Source organism: Sphingomonas nostoxanthinifaciens (genome assembly GCF_019930585.1).
In the GTDB taxonomy this organism is placed as follows: Bacteria; Pseudomonadota; Alphaproteobacteria; order Sphingomonadales; family Sphingomonadaceae; genus Sphingomonas_I; species Sphingomonas_I nostoxanthinifaciens.
Genome location: NZ_CP082839.1, coordinates 79,948 through 93,961 on the forward strand (window position 1 = coordinate 79,948; position 14,014 = coordinate 93,961).

General features: G+C 69.6%; 14 protein-coding genes. 3 read left to right on the top strand and 11 right to left on the bottom strand.

Annotated features, from left to right (window positions below):
* Nucleotides 1–6: 6 nt before the first annotated feature.
* From aroC to K8P63_RS00390, 5 genes are all read right to left on the bottom strand, one after another.
* Nucleotides 7–1,080 carry a chorismate synthase gene (gene aroC, locus K8P63_RS00370; protein WP_223797919.1) on the bottom strand — a complete coding sequence of 358 codons (1,074 nt, stop codon included), beginning with the start codon at nucleotides 1,078–1,080 and terminating at the stop codon, nucleotides 7–9.
* On the bottom strand, nucleotides 1,077–1,436 hold the full coding sequence (locus K8P63_RS00375) for an endonuclease domain-containing protein (RefSeq protein ID WP_263282666.1): 360 nt from the start codon (nucleotides 1,434–1,436) through the stop codon (nucleotides 1,077–1,079). Before K8P63_RS00375 ends, aroC begins: the two co-directional genes overlap by 4 nt.
* A 107-nt stretch (nucleotides 1,437–1,543) precedes the next feature.
* Nucleotides 1,544–2,347, bottom strand: a complete 804-nt coding sequence (gene fabI / locus K8P63_RS00380) for an enoyl-ACP reductase FabI (RefSeq protein WP_223797921.1) — start codon at nucleotides 2,345–2,347, stop codon at nucleotides 1,544–1,546.
* A complete protein-coding gene (locus K8P63_RS00385) occupies nucleotides 2,347–3,282 on the bottom strand; it encodes a YihY/virulence factor BrkB family protein (RefSeq protein WP_223797922.1) in 936 nt (311 codons plus the stop codon). The genes fabI and K8P63_RS00385 overlap by 1 nt, the downstream gene beginning before the upstream one ends.
* A 32-nt stretch (nucleotides 3,283–3,314) precedes the next feature.
* Nucleotides 3,315–4,262 (bottom strand): DnaJ C-terminal domain-containing protein, encoded by a 948-nt coding sequence (locus tag K8P63_RS00390; RefSeq protein WP_223797923.1) that lies wholly within the window; start codon nucleotides 4,260–4,262, stop codon nucleotides 3,315–3,317.
* Between the two features lie 111 nt (nucleotides 4,263–4,373).
* Between K8P63_RS00390 and K8P63_RS00395 the strand changes: the two genes are divergently transcribed.
* Complete coding sequence (locus tag K8P63_RS00395) at nucleotides 4,374–5,486, top strand: zinc-binding metallopeptidase family protein (RefSeq protein WP_223797924.1); 1,113 nt, start codon at nucleotides 4,374–4,376, stop codon at nucleotides 5,484–5,486.
* Nucleotides 5,487–5,490: 4 nt separating this feature from the next.
* Here the strand turns inward: K8P63_RS00395 and K8P63_RS00400 are convergent, their stop codons facing one another.
* The 5 genes from K8P63_RS00400 to K8P63_RS00420 form a co-directional block, all read right to left on the bottom strand.
* Nucleotides 5,491–5,823 carry a DUF2218 domain-containing protein gene (locus K8P63_RS00400; RefSeq protein WP_223797925.1) on the bottom strand — a complete coding sequence of 111 codons (333 nt, stop codon included), beginning with the start codon at nucleotides 5,821–5,823 and terminating at the stop codon, nucleotides 5,491–5,493.
* A 48-nt stretch (nucleotides 5,824–5,871) separates the two neighbouring features.
* Nucleotides 5,872–6,405, bottom strand: a complete 534-nt coding sequence (locus K8P63_RS00405; RefSeq protein WP_223797926.1) for a SixA phosphatase family protein — start codon at nucleotides 6,403–6,405, stop codon at nucleotides 5,872–5,874.
* 2 nt (nucleotides 6,406–6,407) lie between these two features.
* Nucleotides 6,408–9,122, bottom strand: coding sequence for an ATP-dependent DNA helicase (locus K8P63_RS00410; RefSeq protein WP_223797927.1), 2,715 nt, complete (start codon nucleotides 9,120–9,122; stop codon nucleotides 6,408–6,410).
* Between the two features lie 73 nt (nucleotides 9,123–9,195).
* Complete coding sequence (locus tag K8P63_RS00415; RefSeq protein WP_223797928.1) at nucleotides 9,196–9,789, bottom strand: acetate uptake transporter; 594 nt, start codon at nucleotides 9,787–9,789, stop codon at nucleotides 9,196–9,198.
* Nucleotides 9,790–9,978: 189 nt separating this feature from the next.
* A complete protein-coding gene (locus K8P63_RS00420) occupies nucleotides 9,979–10,557 on the bottom strand; it encodes a hypothetical protein (protein WP_223797929.1) in 579 nt (192 codons plus the stop codon).
* 100 nt (nucleotides 10,558–10,657) lie between these two features.
* Between K8P63_RS00420 and K8P63_RS00425 the strand changes: the two genes are divergently transcribed.
* Both K8P63_RS00425 and K8P63_RS00430 read left to right on the top strand, forming a co-directional pair.
* On the top strand, nucleotides 10,658–12,238 hold the full coding sequence (locus K8P63_RS00425; protein ID WP_223797930.1) for a lysine--tRNA ligase: 1,581 nt from the start codon (nucleotides 10,658–10,660) through the stop codon (nucleotides 12,236–12,238).
* A 55-nt stretch (nucleotides 12,239–12,293) separates the two neighbouring features.
* Nucleotides 12,294–12,977, top strand: coding sequence for a hypothetical protein (locus K8P63_RS00430; protein ID WP_223797931.1), 684 nt, complete (start codon nucleotides 12,294–12,296; stop codon nucleotides 12,975–12,977).
* A gap of 58 nt (nucleotides 12,978–13,035) precedes the next feature.
* On the opposite strand, the gene K8P63_RS20695 is transcribed toward K8P63_RS00430, so the two are convergent.
* The gene (locus K8P63_RS20695; protein ID WP_263282667.1) at nucleotides 13,036–13,974 is read right to left on the bottom strand and encodes an RcnB family protein; all 939 of its coding nucleotides are present in this window, start codon (nucleotides 13,972–13,974) and stop codon (nucleotides 13,036–13,038) included.
* Nucleotides 13,975–14,014: the final 40 nt, after the last annotated feature.

The window sequence follows — 14,014 nt, forward strand, 5'->3', positions numbered from 1 at the left end:
CCGCGCTCAGCGGCCCGTCTGGGCGCGGTGCAGCAATTTCTGGTCCGCCAGTACCAGCGCGACCATCGCCTCCACCACCGGCGCGGCGCGGATGCCGACGCACGGATCGTGACGGCCCTTGGTGCGGATCTCGGCGGCCTGCCCGTCGCGGCCGATCGTTTCGACCGGCGTCAGGATCGAGGAGGTCGGCTTGAGCGCGCAGCGCACCACGACCGGCTGGCCGGTGGCGATCCCGCCAGCGACGCCGCCGGCATGGTTGGCGAGGAAGATCGGGCGTCCGTCGGGGCCCGGCCGCATCGGATCGGCATTGGTCTCGCCGGTCAGCCGCGCCGCGGCGAAGCCGTCGCCGATCTCGACGCCCTTGACCGCGTTGATCGACATAAGCGCTGCAGCCAGCTCGCCGTCGAGCTTGGCGTAGAGCGGCGCGCCCCAGCCCGCCGGCACGCCATAGGCGACGCATTCCACCACCGCGCCGACCGACGAGCCCGCCTTGCGTGCATCATCGACGATCGCTTCCCAGCGCGTAGCGGCGGCGGGATCGGGGCAGAAGAAGGGGTTGGCGTCGATCGCCGCATCGTCGAACGCCGCGCGATCGATCGCGTCGCCGCCGAGCTCGACCAGATAGGCACGTATCCGCACCTCGGGGATCACGGCGCGTGCGACCGCGCCCGCCGCCACGCGCGCCGCCGTCTCGCGTGCCGAGGATCGTCCGCCGCCGCGATAGTCGCGCAGGCCATATTTGGCGTCATAGGCGTAGTCGGCGTGGCCGGGGCGATACGCGACCGCGACCTCCGAATAATCCTTCGAGCGCTGGTCGACATTCTCGATCATCAGGCTGATCGGCGTGCCGGTCGTCTGGCCCTCGAACGTGCCCGACAGGATGCGCACCGCATCGGGCTCCTGCCGCTGCGTGGTGAAGCGCGACGTGCCCGGCCGGCGCTTGTCGAGCCACGGCTGGATGTCGCCCTCGACCAGCGGCAGGCCCGGCGGACAGCCGTCGACCACCACCCCCAGCGCCGGTCCGTGGCTCTCGCCCCATGTCGTGAAGCGGAAAACCCGCCCGAAACTGTTGACGCTCATCTACCCTCTCCCTGCAGGGGAGAGGGAGGGGCCCGCCGCCCAAAGGGCGGTGGGAGGGTGAGGGCGTCGCCGATCGCAGCGAGCACCTTTTCCCGCTGCGTCAGCACCTCGTTGTTCCAGAAACGGATCACCCGAAAACCTTCCTGTTCGAGCCACGCGCGTCGCCGCTCGTCATAATCAGCTTGATCAAAGTGCTGACTACCGTCCGCCTCGACGACCAGCCGCGCCTCGGCACAATAGAAATCAGCGATATATTGGCCAAGCCAGACCTGCCGGCGAAACTTGGCACCGGCTAACCTGCGGCTGCGCAAGGAAGTCCATAACATGGCTTCGGCATCGGTCGAAAAGCGGCGCATGGCCCGCACCCGCGCAAGCGCTGCTGGATCGCTTGGGCGCTGCATCCCCTCACCTTCCCATGCTCCGCATGGGCCCCTTCCTCTCCCCTGCAGGGAGAGGGGCCAAGTTACGCCAGCGCGATATCCGGCGCGTCTTCCGCCTTCATGCCGATCACGTTGTAGCCGGCGTCGACATGGTGGATCTCGCCGGTCACGCCCGACGAAAGATCGGACAGCAAATAGAGCGCCGAGCCGCCGACATCCTCGATCGTCACGGTGCGGCGCATCGGCGCGTTCAGCTCGTTCCAGCGGAGGATGTAGTTGAAGTCGCCGATGCCGCGCGCCGCCAGCGTCTGGATCGGGCCGGCCGAGATGGCGTTGATACGGACATTGTCGGGCCCGAGATCGACCGCGAGATATTTCACGCTCGTCTCCAGCGCCGCCTTGGCGACGCCCATCACGTTGTAATGCGGGATCACCTTCTCGGCGCCATAATAGGTCAGCGTCAGGATCGAGCCGCCATTGGGCATCATCGCGCGCGCGCGCTGCGCCACCGCGACCAGCGAGTAAGCCGAGATGTTCATCGTCATCAGGAAATTGTCGAGCGTCGTGTCGTAGAAGCGCCCGCGCAGCTGGCTCTTGTCCGAAAAGCCGATCGCGTGGACGACGAAGTCGATCGTCGGCCAGCGCTCCGCCAGGGTCGCGAACGTCTGGTCGAGCGCGGCCATGTCGGACACGTCGCAGTCGATCAGGAAATCGGAATCGAGCTGCTCCGCCAGCGGGCGCACGCGCTTGGCCAGCGCCTCGCCCTGATAGCTGAACGCCAGTTCCGCACCCTGCGCACGCAGGGCCTTCGCGATCCCCCATGCCAACGACTTGTCGTTCGCGAGCCCCATGATGAGCCCGCGCTTACCTTGCATCAATCCCGCCATCATCCCTCCGCTGGCTGGTGCGGCCCCCTTATCGCGCTCGATGGGGTTTCCGCCAGTGCCGCGTTCAGATGCGCGCCGATGACGAGCCCGAACCCGACCAGCCAGAAGAACAGCAACGCCACGATCACCCCGGCAAGGCTGCCATAGGTGCGATCATAGCCGCCGAGCTGCGCCAGCACCGCCGGCAGCGCGGTCGTCGCCAGCACCCACCACAGGGCCGTGAACATCGCGCCCGGCCATTTGAGGCAGCCCACCTCGCGATAGCGGCTGGGGGTGAGCGAGAAGAAGATCAGGTAGAGCGCGCCGAACAAAGCGACCGCCGGCGCGAGCCGCGACCAGCCGATCCAGCCGATCACCTCGTCCGACACGGGCAGCAGCCGCGCGACGAATTCCTCGACGCCGGTCAGCAGCAATTGCAGGCTGAACGCGATCAAGGTCGCCACCACCGCGCCCATGATGAGCACGGTCGAGCCGATGCGATAGCGCCAGAAGGATTTGGTCGATTGCGTGCCGTAGGCGCGGCGCAGGATATCGCGGATCGTCTCGATGAAGCTGCCGGTGGTCCACAGCCCGAGCAACCCGCCGAGCCACAGCAGCGAGCCGGTGCGCTGCGCCAGCACGTCGGTGATCGGCTGACGCAGCAGCTCGCGCACGCTCTTGGGCAATTCGCGCAGGAAGCTGTCGACCGCCATCGTCGTGTCGGCGCCGCGCCCCAGCCCGTGCGCGAGCGCCGCCGTCGCGATGAAGAAGGGGAAGAGCGACACGAGGGCGAGGTAAGCGAGGTTGCCGGCGTGGATGAAGCCATCGGCATAGACGCCCACCACCACGCGCCGCACGATCTCCCACGCGCGGCGCGGCAGGCTCAGCGCGGCGAGGGCCTGCGGATTGCCATGCCCGGCGCGTTCCTCGGGCGAGATGGGCGAGGCGTCGTGCATGTGCGCTCCGATCGGCCGGGGAGCGCCGGCCGCTAGACGCCCAACGCGGCGCGCGGATTACGGTCGCGCTCGGCGGTCCAACCCTCGACGAACGTCCGAAGCTCCGCATCGTCGTTCGGCACATCGATCATCAGCGTGATCAGCTGATCGCCGCGCGTGCCGTCGCGGCGGTGGAAGCCGCGCCCCTTCAGCCGCAGCACCTTGCCCGAAGTGGAGCCCCCGGGCACCGACAGCATCACCGCGCCCTCGACCGTCGGCACCTTCACCTTCGCGCCGAGCAGCGCCTCGTCCAGCCGCACGGGCAGGTTGAGCCGCACGTCGTCGCCGTCGCGCGTGTAGAAACGATGCGGCTTCACCTCGATCGTGACGGTCGCATCGCCGCGGCCGCCCAGCCCTTCCTCGCCCTGGCCCGCCAGCCGCATCGCGGTGCCCGCGACGCCCTCCGCGGTGAGCTTCAGGTCGATCGTCTTGCCGCTCGACAGCGTGATGCGCTGCGGCTTGAGCGCGGCGGCATCGTCGAAATCGACCGGGAGGCGATAGGCGACGTCGGCACCCTTGGGGGCACGCTGGCGGCCACCGAATCCGCTGAAGCCGCCGCCAGCGCCCGCGGCCTGCCGCCGCGCGCCGCCGAACAATCCTTCGAAGATATCGCTGAAATCGGCGCTGCCCGAATCGAACTCGCCGCCGCCGGGCGCGCCGCGCGTCGCGCGAAAGCCGCCATGGCCGCCGGCACTGCCGAAACCGAACGGTGCCTTGGGATTGCCCTGCTCGTCGATCTCGCCGCGATCATATTGCGCGCGTTTGTCCTTGTCGGTCAGCAGGTCGTAGGCGCCCGTCACCTCGGAGAAGCGCGCCGCGGCGTTGGGGTTGTCCTGATTGCGATCGGGATGCAGCTCCTTGGCGAGCTTGCGATACGCCTTCTTGATCGCGGCCTCGTCGGCGCTGCGTGCCACGCCCAGGGTCGAATAGGGATCTGCCATCGCGCGTGAGATGCGGAGCGCCGCGCGTTTCCACAAGAGGAAAGTGGCACCAAGCGGCCCTAGCCGCGTTTCACGGGCAAATCGACCGACGACATTCTTCAGGACATCGCCATGAAACCATATTCGTGCCCGAATTGCGGGCGCCTGAACCATTTCGAGGTGCGGGTCTGCCCGAACTGCAGCTTCACGCTGGGCTTCGACCCGGCGAGCGACCGATTCCTCTTCCTCGGCGACAATGCGACGACGTGGCGCGATGCCGACGGCACCGAGCAGGACGTGGTCGTGTGCCAGAACAACAACGAATTTGCCGTATGCAACTGGCTGGTGCCGGCGGTGGGCGACCAGCCCCTATGCCTCGCCTGTCGCCACAACCGCACGATTCCCGATCTGACCGGGCCGACCGTGCCCGAGCGCTGGGCGAAGATCGAGGCGGCCAAGCGCCGGCTGTTCCACACGTTGCTCCACCTCAATCTGCCGATCGAGACCGAGGCGGAGGCCGAGGCGAACGGCACCGCGCCCGGCCTGACCTTCGACTTCCTCTACGATCCGCAGGGCGAGGCGACCGGCACCGTCCAGATCACGACCGGCCACGAGGAAGGGCTCATCACGCTGAACCTGATCGAGGCCGACGACGTCCAGCGCGAGCGGATGCGCACCTCGCTCGGCGAGCCCTATCGCACTATCCTCGGCCATTTCCGTCACGAAGTCGGCCATTATTACTGGGCGCGGCTGATCGAGGGCACCGCCGAGGTGGAGGCGTTCCGCGCGCTCTTCGGCGACGAGCGGATCAGCTACGAGGATGCCAAGTCGCAGCATTATGGCGACGGCACCGGCGGCTGGTCGGACGATTTCGTCTCGTCCTATGCGACGATGCATCCGTGGGAGGATTTCGCCGAAACCTTCGCCCACCTGCTCCACATCATCGACGCGCTGGCGACGATCGACGGCTTCGGCATGCGCATGACCAAGTGGCCGGGGATGGACGAGCAGCCGGCGGTCGACTTCGATCCGTATCATGCCGATACGCATGCGCTGGTGTCGGAATGGGGCCCGTTCGCCTTTGCCGAAAACTCGATCAACCGCAGCATGGGGCAGCCCGACCTCTACCCCTTCCACCTGTCGGACAAGATCGTCGCCAAGCTGGATTACATCAACCGGCTGCTGCAACGCGCCGGGCAGGGCGATATCGCGCCGCGCGAGCAGCCCCAGCCGGTCGCCGCCTGAGCGATCAGCCGTCGGCCCAGTCGAACGGCAGCGGCGCCTCGCGGAAGGCGAAGCGGTCGAGATGGCGGGCGACGGCGCCCTTCAATCCGTCGCGCTGTTCCTCCGATGTCGCCTCGATCCGCACCATCAGCGCGTCGGGCGCGGCATCGAAGGTGACGATCGCGTCGCCCGGATGATTCGCGCCGCGAGCATCGTGCGGGAACACCACGGTGCCGTGCTCGGGCGTGAACTCGACCGCGAGGTTGTGCGACCAATGCTTGCACACCTGCTGGAGGTAGCGGCTGCCCTGCTCGGTCGGCACGGTGGCAGTAGCGGCGAAAGCGTTGCTGAGCGTCATGGCCGACAGGTAGGTCGTGCCGGCCGCCCAATCCAGCCCGCCGCGCAGCTATTCGTAATCGGGCCCGAGCTGCGGATCGAGATCGCGCGGGCGCACGAAGCGGACGAGGTGGCCGCTGCCCGCATCGACATCGGCCCAGCGATCGATGTCGAGCTCCATCTCGGCGAGGCTGGCGGTGGGATATTTCACGGCCACGGTATCGCGCGCCTCGCCGCCCGCCGCGAGCAGCAGCACCAGATCCTCCAGCCCCGGATTGTGCCCCACCAGCAGCAGCCGCTCGGCCGCGGGCGGTGCATCGCGCAGCAGGTCGAGCAGTTCGTCGGCGCTCGCCAGATAGATGCGCTTCTCCCACCGCGGGTCGAGCGGGGCGCCATAGCCGGCGCCGACCTCCTCGATCGTCTCGGCCACGCGCTGCGCGGGCGAGGCGAGCGCGGCGTCGAAGGCGAGATCATGTTCGCGCAGATAGCGGCCGATCGCGCGCGCGGCGCGCTTGCCCTTCGCGTTCAGGCGGCGATCGAAATCGCGCGCGGCCTCGGCATCCTCGCCCGACTTCGCATGGCGCAGGAGCGTGAGCCGCTTCATCCTCATCCCGATCGTTCCTCAGCGGCCCCTAGATGCCGCAAAGCGGGCGCGGGCGAAAGCCGCGATGCGACGCGCGCCACCGCCTCGTCGAGCGTGAGGCGCACCACCGGCGCGCCCGCCGGAAAGGCATCGAGCAGCCGCGACGGCGTCGCCGCCGACAGCAGGACGAAGCTGCCCCGGTCGTCGGCGCGGCGGATCAGCCGCCCGAACGCCTGCGCAAGCCGCGCGCGGACGATGCGGTCGTCATAAGCGGTGCCGCCGCCGGCCGCGCGGCGGGCGGCGTGCAGCACGGTCGGGCGCGGCCACGGCACGCCCTCCATCACCACCAGCCGCAGCGATTTGCCGGGCACGTCGACCCCGTCGCGCAGCGCATCGGTGCCGAGCAAAGAGGCGCGCGGATCGTCGCGGAAGATGTCGACCAGGGTGCCGGTGTCGATCGGGTCGACATGCTGGGCGTAGAGCGGCAGGCCTTCGTGCGCGAGCCGATCGGCGATGCGCGCATGGACCGCGCGCAAGCGGGCGATCGCGGTGAACAGGCCGAGCGCGCCGCCGCCCGACGCCTCGATCAGCCGGGCATAGGCGCCGGCGAGCGCGGCGGTGTCGCCGCGCTTGATATCGGTGACGATCAGCACCTCGGCCTGCGCGGCATAATCGAACGGCGAGGGTGCTGCGAAGCGCATCGCGGCATGATCGAGGTGGACCGCACCGCTGCGCGCCTCGGCCACATCCCAGTCGCCGCCGCCGCGCAATGTGGCGGAGGTGACGATCAGCCCGTGCGCGGGCTTCACCACCACCTCGGCGAGCGGGCGGGTCGGGTCGAGCCAGTGGCGGTGCAGCCCGATATCATATTCGCGCCCCTCGACGCGTTCGACCGCCAGCCAGTCGACGAAATCGGGATCGGCCGGGCCGCCGAGGCGCGTCAGCAGCGCGATCCACCCGCCGAGCATCGCGGTGCGATGCGCGAGGCCGTAGATCGCCCCGTCGACGCGCGCCCGCGCCGCGGCGTCGAGCCAGTCGGGCGCATCCTCGATCACCGCCTGCAGCCGCGCGCGCAACCGCATCAGCGGGCGCACCAATGCCTCCAGCACCTCGGCGGCGGGCTGCGCCGCCTCGATCAACGGCGCGTCGAGCTCGGCGGCGGCGGTCTCGATCGCATAGCCGGCATCGGCGGCGCTGGCGCGAGCATAAGCGGTGCTGCGCACCGCGCTCAGCAACGTCTCCAGCGGGCCGAGCGGCAGCGCCTCGGCCAGCCGGCCGAGCCAGCCGTCGGCCGGCAGCTCGCGCGCGGCAGCACTCGCCGCCTCGATCGCGCGCGCGCCCTCCTCGTCATAGGAAGCGACGTCGAGCAATCGTGCCGACAGTCCGCGCCGCCGCCCGCGCGCCTTCGCCTCCGGCCCCAGGATCCAGCGGCGCAGCTCGATCGCCTCCTGCCCGGTCAGCGCGGCCGAGAAGGTCGAATCGGCCGCGTCGAACAGGTGATGGCCCTCGTCGAACACGATCCGCTGGAGCGCATTGCCCTCCAGCCGGCGGCGCTCGGCGACCAGCATCACCAGCGCGTGGTTGGCGATGACGATGTCGGCTCCTTCCGAGGCGCGCGCCGCGCGCTCGATGAAGCATTTCCGGTAATGCGGACAGCCGGCATAGACGCACTCGCCGCGCCGGTCGGTGAGCGCGGTCGAGCCGGCGCGGCGGAACAGGGTCGGCAGCCAGCCGGGCAGGTCGCCGCCGATCATGTCGCCGTCGCGGGTGAAGGCGGCCCAGCGCGCGACCAGCTGCGCCAGTACCGCCGCCCGGTTCTGGAAGCCGCCCTGCAGCGCATCTTCCAGATTGAGCAGGCAGAGATAGTTTTCGCGCCCCTTGCGCACGACCACCTTCTCGCGCCGCTCCTTGGGGTCGGGGAACAGCCGCGCGCTGTCGGCGGCGAGCTGGCGCTGGAGCGCCTTGGTATAGGTCGAGATCCACACCGTCCCGCGCGCCTCGGCCGCGTGGAGCGATGCGGGCGCGAGATAGCCGAGCGTCTTGCCGATGCCCGTCCCCGCCTCGGCCAGCAGCAGATGCGGCCGCCCGGCGGCGAGGCGCGGATCGAAGGCGCGCGCGGCGGCGGCGGCGTAAGCGCGCTGGCCCTCGCGCGGCTCGGCACCCTGACCGACCAGCTGCGCGAGGCGATCGAGCGTCGCGGCCTCGTCCAGCCGGAGGGGATGCGGATCGGGGCGCGGCGGCGCATCCTCCCATTGCGGCAGCTTGGAGAAGAGCCAGCGCTCGGCCTGCTTGGGCTGGGCGATCAGCGGGGCGACGAGCGATGCCCACGGCCAGCGCAGCCGGCCGAGCCCCTGCAGCGCGGTCCACGCCCCCTCACGCTCGGGCCAGGCGGGATCGCCGAGCGTGTCGAGCAAGGCGGCGGCGGCTTCGCGCAGGAATTCGGCGGCGGCAGCATCGTCGGCAGGCGGCGCCAATGCCAGCGCGCGGGCGAGGCCGGCGGGCGTCGGCACGGCGAAGCGCGCCGGGTGGACGAAGGCGTAGAGCTCGAGCAGGTCGAGCCCCGAAACCTCGGCGAGGCCGAGCCGCGCGGCGACGAGCGGCGCGTTGAGGATCAGGGTCGGCGTGGCGGAGACCTGCGCCACCGCCGCGCCGCGCCCGATCGCGCGCACACCGTCGTCATCCGCCAGCCACAGGCCGGCATGCGTCGCGTGCAGCGCGGGCAAATACGGGGCGGCCATGGCCGGCTTATGCCATTCCCCGCCGGGCTTTGCCAGAACGGGCCGGGAACGCGAGCCGTGCCGCCGTCACGCCTCAGCGCAGGATCGGCGCGCCCATCGGGATCACCGCGCGGCCCCATGCCGCATTGGTGACGATCGCGAAACTGCCGAACATCGCGAGCGCGCCGCACACCAGCCCCAGCCAGCCGCCGAGCTGCGTCAGCCCGTGCTGGCCGGTGATCGCGCCGAGCGCCAGCAGCAGGAAGGTCGGCCACAAGGTGAGGAAGATCAGGAAGATGATGCGCGCCATGCGGAAGGTGCTGATCCACAGATAGAGCGTCAGCACGCCCCACAGCAGCAGTGCCACGCCCACGGTCGGCCCCGCCTTGGAGATGTCGATCACGCCGGTATGGGCGAAGATCAGCAGGAAGGCGAACCACCACCAGAAGGCGCCGTAGCTGAGGAAGGCGGTCATGCCGAAGGTGTTGGCGACGCGGAACTCGAACAGCCCGGCGATGATCTGGATGAGCCCGCCATAAGCAAGCGCCAGCGGCACCACCACCGGCTCCCCGCCCTCGGGCAGCACGCCGGCATTGACGAGGCTGAGCAGCACGGTCGTCAGGCCGAACCCGACGAGGCCGAGCGCGGCGGGATTGGCGGGTAGGACGGCGGGCACCGGATCGGGCATCGGGGACTCTCCTTGGGCCATCTTCGTGGCTGGCGCGGAGAGTGCCTGCCCCGGCGATGGTGTCAAGTCGGACCTAATTTCCGTCGTCGCCCCGGATTGATCCGGGGCCCCGCTTTCTGCCGGGGGAAAAAGGAAGCTGGATCCCGGATCGGGTCCGGGATGACGGCGCGAGGAGAAGCGCGCGGGCCGCTAACATCCCCGCACCGCGGCGACGAAGGCGGCGGCGTCGGGCAGGCGATCGAAGTGGATGTTGCCGTCGATGTCGGCGCTCGGGTCGCCGGGCACCAGCATCACCGCGGCGCTGCCCGCGCCCTTGCGGTCGACCGGGCCGAGGATGCCGCCCATGATGCGTTCGCGCCCGATCTCCATCAGCGGCGCGCGGCCCCACGGCAATGTCCACAGCATGCGCCGGTCGGTGACGGTCAGGCGGATGAAGGGCGAGCGGAGGACGGCGAGCAGGAAGCCGGGAAACTTGCGCAGCAGCAGCCCGATCACGCCCATCACCAGTGCCGCCAGCACCGTCGTGCAGATCAGCGAGAAGGTCCAGTCGCCACGGCTGCGCGGCGCCGGCCACCAGATCGCCCACAACAGGATGGTGAGCGTCCAGACCTGCAGGCCGGCGAACGCGACCATCGTCAGCGATCCCGACGGCAAGGCGCGCAAACCGGGGCGGGCGACATAGCCGATCTGCTCCGCCTGCCGATCAAGCCGCCGCGCGTAACGCGTCGGCAGGCCGGTTTCGGGCGGCAGGATCTCGATCGACGCCATGGTGCGGTCCCTCCGACTCGCACCACGGCGCGGGAAAGGCTTCCCACGCCTCCGGCGCTCCCATAAAGGCCAGTGTTCTTTCTAAGTGATACGGGAACAGATGGCAAACGAGCTTCGCGACGCCGCGCTCGCCTCCAAGGCGTGGCCCTATGAGGAGGCGCGCAAGTTGCTCGCGCGCTATCCGGATGGCGCGCCGGCGAAGGGCCATGTCCTGTTCGAGACCGGCTATGGCCCGTCGGGCCTGCCGCATATCGGCACCTTCAACGAAGTGCTGCGCACGACGATGGTGCGCCGCGCCTTCGCCGAACTGTCGGACGTGCCGACCCGGCTGATCGCGTTCAGCGACGACATGGACGGGCTGCGCAAGGTGCCAGACAACGTGCCCAACCAGGCGCTGCTCGCGGCCAATCTCGGCAAGCCGCTCACGCGCATTCCAGATCCGTTCGGCACGCACGAATCGTTCGCGCACCACAATAACGCGATGCTGCGCGCCTTCCTCGATCGCTTTGGCTTCGAATACGAATTCCTCTCGGCGAGCGAATGCTATGCCGCCGGGCGCTTCGACGACGCGCTGCGCGCGGTGCTGACACATTACGATGCGATCATGGGCGTGATGCTGCCGACGTTGCGGCAGGAGCGGCAGGCGACCTATTCGCCGGTGCTGCCGGTCGATCCCAAGACCGGGGTGGTACTGCAGGTGCCGATCGAGGTGGTCGATGCGGCGGCAGGCACGATCCGCTGGACCGACCCGAATGACGGCGAGACGATGACCGGATCGGCGCTGGGCGGCGCCGCCAAACTGCAATGGAAGGTCGACTGGGCGATGCGCTGGGTGGCGCTGGGCGTCGATTACGAGATGGCGGGCAAGGATCTGATCGATTCGGTGATCCAGTCGTCGAAGATCGCGCGCATCCTCGGCGCCAAGCCGCCCGAGGGCTTCAATTACGAGATGTTCCTCGACGAGCATGGCGAGAAGATCTCCAAGTCGAAGGGCAACGGCCTGAGCCTCGACCAGTGGCTGACCTACGGGCCGCCCGAAAGCCTCGCTTACTTCGCCTATCGCGAGCCCAAGCGTGCCAAGCAGCTTCACATCGGCGTGATCCCGCGCGCGATCGACGATTACTGGAAATCGGCGGCCGATTATGCCGGCCAGACGGTGGCGCAGCGGCTCGGCAATCCGGTGCATCACATCCATGGCGGGCCGCCGCCGCACCCGCCGCTGCCGGTCACGTTCGGGCTGTTGCTCAACCTGGTCGGCGTGATCGGCGAGGCCGATCGAGCGGTGATGTGGGAGTATCTGCGCGCCTATCGCCCCGGGGTCGATCACCCGGCGCTCGACGCGCTGATCGGCCACGCGCTCGCTTATCATCGCGATTATGTCGCGCCGACGCTGCAGCGCCGGCCGCCGACGGGTGTCGAGGTGGAGGCGCTGGCGGCGCTCGACAGCCGGCTGGCCGCGCTGGGGGCGACCGACGATCTCGCCGCCGCCGCGCAGAACGAGGTCTATGAAGTCGGCAAGACGTTCTACGGGCAGGAGAAACTGCGCGACTGGTTCAAGGCGCTCTACGAGACCTTGCTGGGCACCGATCAGGGCCCGCGCATGGGCAGCTTCATCGCGCTCTACGGGCTGGACAATAGCCGCCGGCTGATCGCCGACGCGCTTGCCGCGGTCGGCGCCTGATCGCGCGGCGGGATCGTTTCGACGTACCGGGCGCTTGGAGGGGATGATAAAGACAATGAGAGGTGCCCTCGCCGGCATCGCGGCGGCGGGCATGCTCGTCGTCGCCGTGCCCGCCGCAGCTTCGCCGCGCGAGACGCTGACGGTGGCCGCCTTTCAGACCACCGACAAGAATGTGGCGCTGGCCGAGGTCAATCAGGCGATCACCGCCGCCAACGTGCTGCTCGCCGCCGATGCCCATAGTCGCGACGCGCAGATTCAATATGCCGCCGGCATCGGCTATCGCGCCAAGCTGACCCGCAACGCCAAGGACGCCAAGGCGGCGCGGCACCTGTTCGAGACGCTGGCGGCGTCGAACCCCAACGATCCCGAGGCGCAGATCCTGCTCGCCGGCTGGCATCTCGATGCGATCGCCGATCTCGGGCCGTTCCTCGCCGGGGTCGCGATCGGCGCGAAGGCGGCGACCGGCACCGCCGCGCTGGATCGCGCCGTGGCACTCGGGCGTGGGCGCGCTTTCTTTCCGGGGATCGCCGCCTTGATGCGCATCCGGCTCGACAACGGCAACGTCGCCGGCGCGACCCAGGCGGCGCAGCTCGCGCTGCAGGGCGCGACGCCGACGCCGCTCGATCGCATCGCCCGCCGCGCGGCGGAGCAGCTATTGGTGCCGCTGCGCGCCGGCGACGGCCACGCCGCCGCCGAACTCGCCAAGACATTGCTGCCGTTCGGCCGGCTGGCGAAGTAAGCGCGCGAACGGGCCCGGACGGTTGCCCGCCCGAGCCCGGACGCTACGCTACCAACCTCTAGAAGAAGAAGCCGCGGATCACGTCGACCACCGCGCCGCTGCGCAGGTCGACCAGCAGCACGTCGTTATAATAACGCACCCAGCGATAGGGCCCGTAGACCGGCGGCAGGCTGTAGAAGGCCGGGTCGTCGAGCCAGTAATCCTGCGCGTAGAAATAGGGCGCGAGCCGGTTGCCGACGCCGAAGCTGCGATAACCGAAGCCATAGCCGCGCGGCGGCACGTAGCGCGGGGCGTGGAAGATATCGCGATGCGTGTTGCGATAGCCCTGCCAATCGTAGCGACGGTCGTTGCGCCACTCCGGACGGCCGGGGGTGAAGCCGGGGCCGCCGCCGGGCCGGCCATAATTGCCGCCATTGCCACCGGGGCCGCCATGCCACTGGCCGTTCGTGCCGGGGGCGGGGCGATAGCCGCCCTGACCGCCGGGGAAGTTCGGACCGCCCGGCCCGCGATCGCCGAAGCCGTGCCCGTTATCGCCGCGGTTATTGTCGCCACGGCCATTGTCGCCCCGCGGCGGCTCGGGTGGGCGCGGCGGCTGGCCCGGCTGCGGCATGCCGCCATTCTGGCCGCCACCATGCCAGTTGCCCTGGCCGTTGCCTTGCCAACCGCCTTGGCCATTCCCCTGCCCCTGGAAGCGACGATCCTGCATGCCCTGCTGGCCGCCGCCAGGACGGCCATAGCCACCATTGCCGTGATTGTCCGGACGGCCCTGGCCCTGGCCCTGTGGCTGCGGCTGTCCCTGCGGCTGGCCGTGCTGGCCCTGTCCCTGCGGTGCGCCGCCGCCCTGCGGGCCGCCATCATGATGATCGCCGCCACCGTTGCCACCACCATTGCCGCCGCCGGGGTGATCGCCCGGCTGGCCATGATCCTGCGCCAGCGCCATTCCCGGCGCGCCTGCCATTACGGCGGCCGCCAGCAGCGCGATCCGAACCCTGTTCATGCTCATCCTCCTCGCAACCGTGGACAGGAAGCCCATCGGC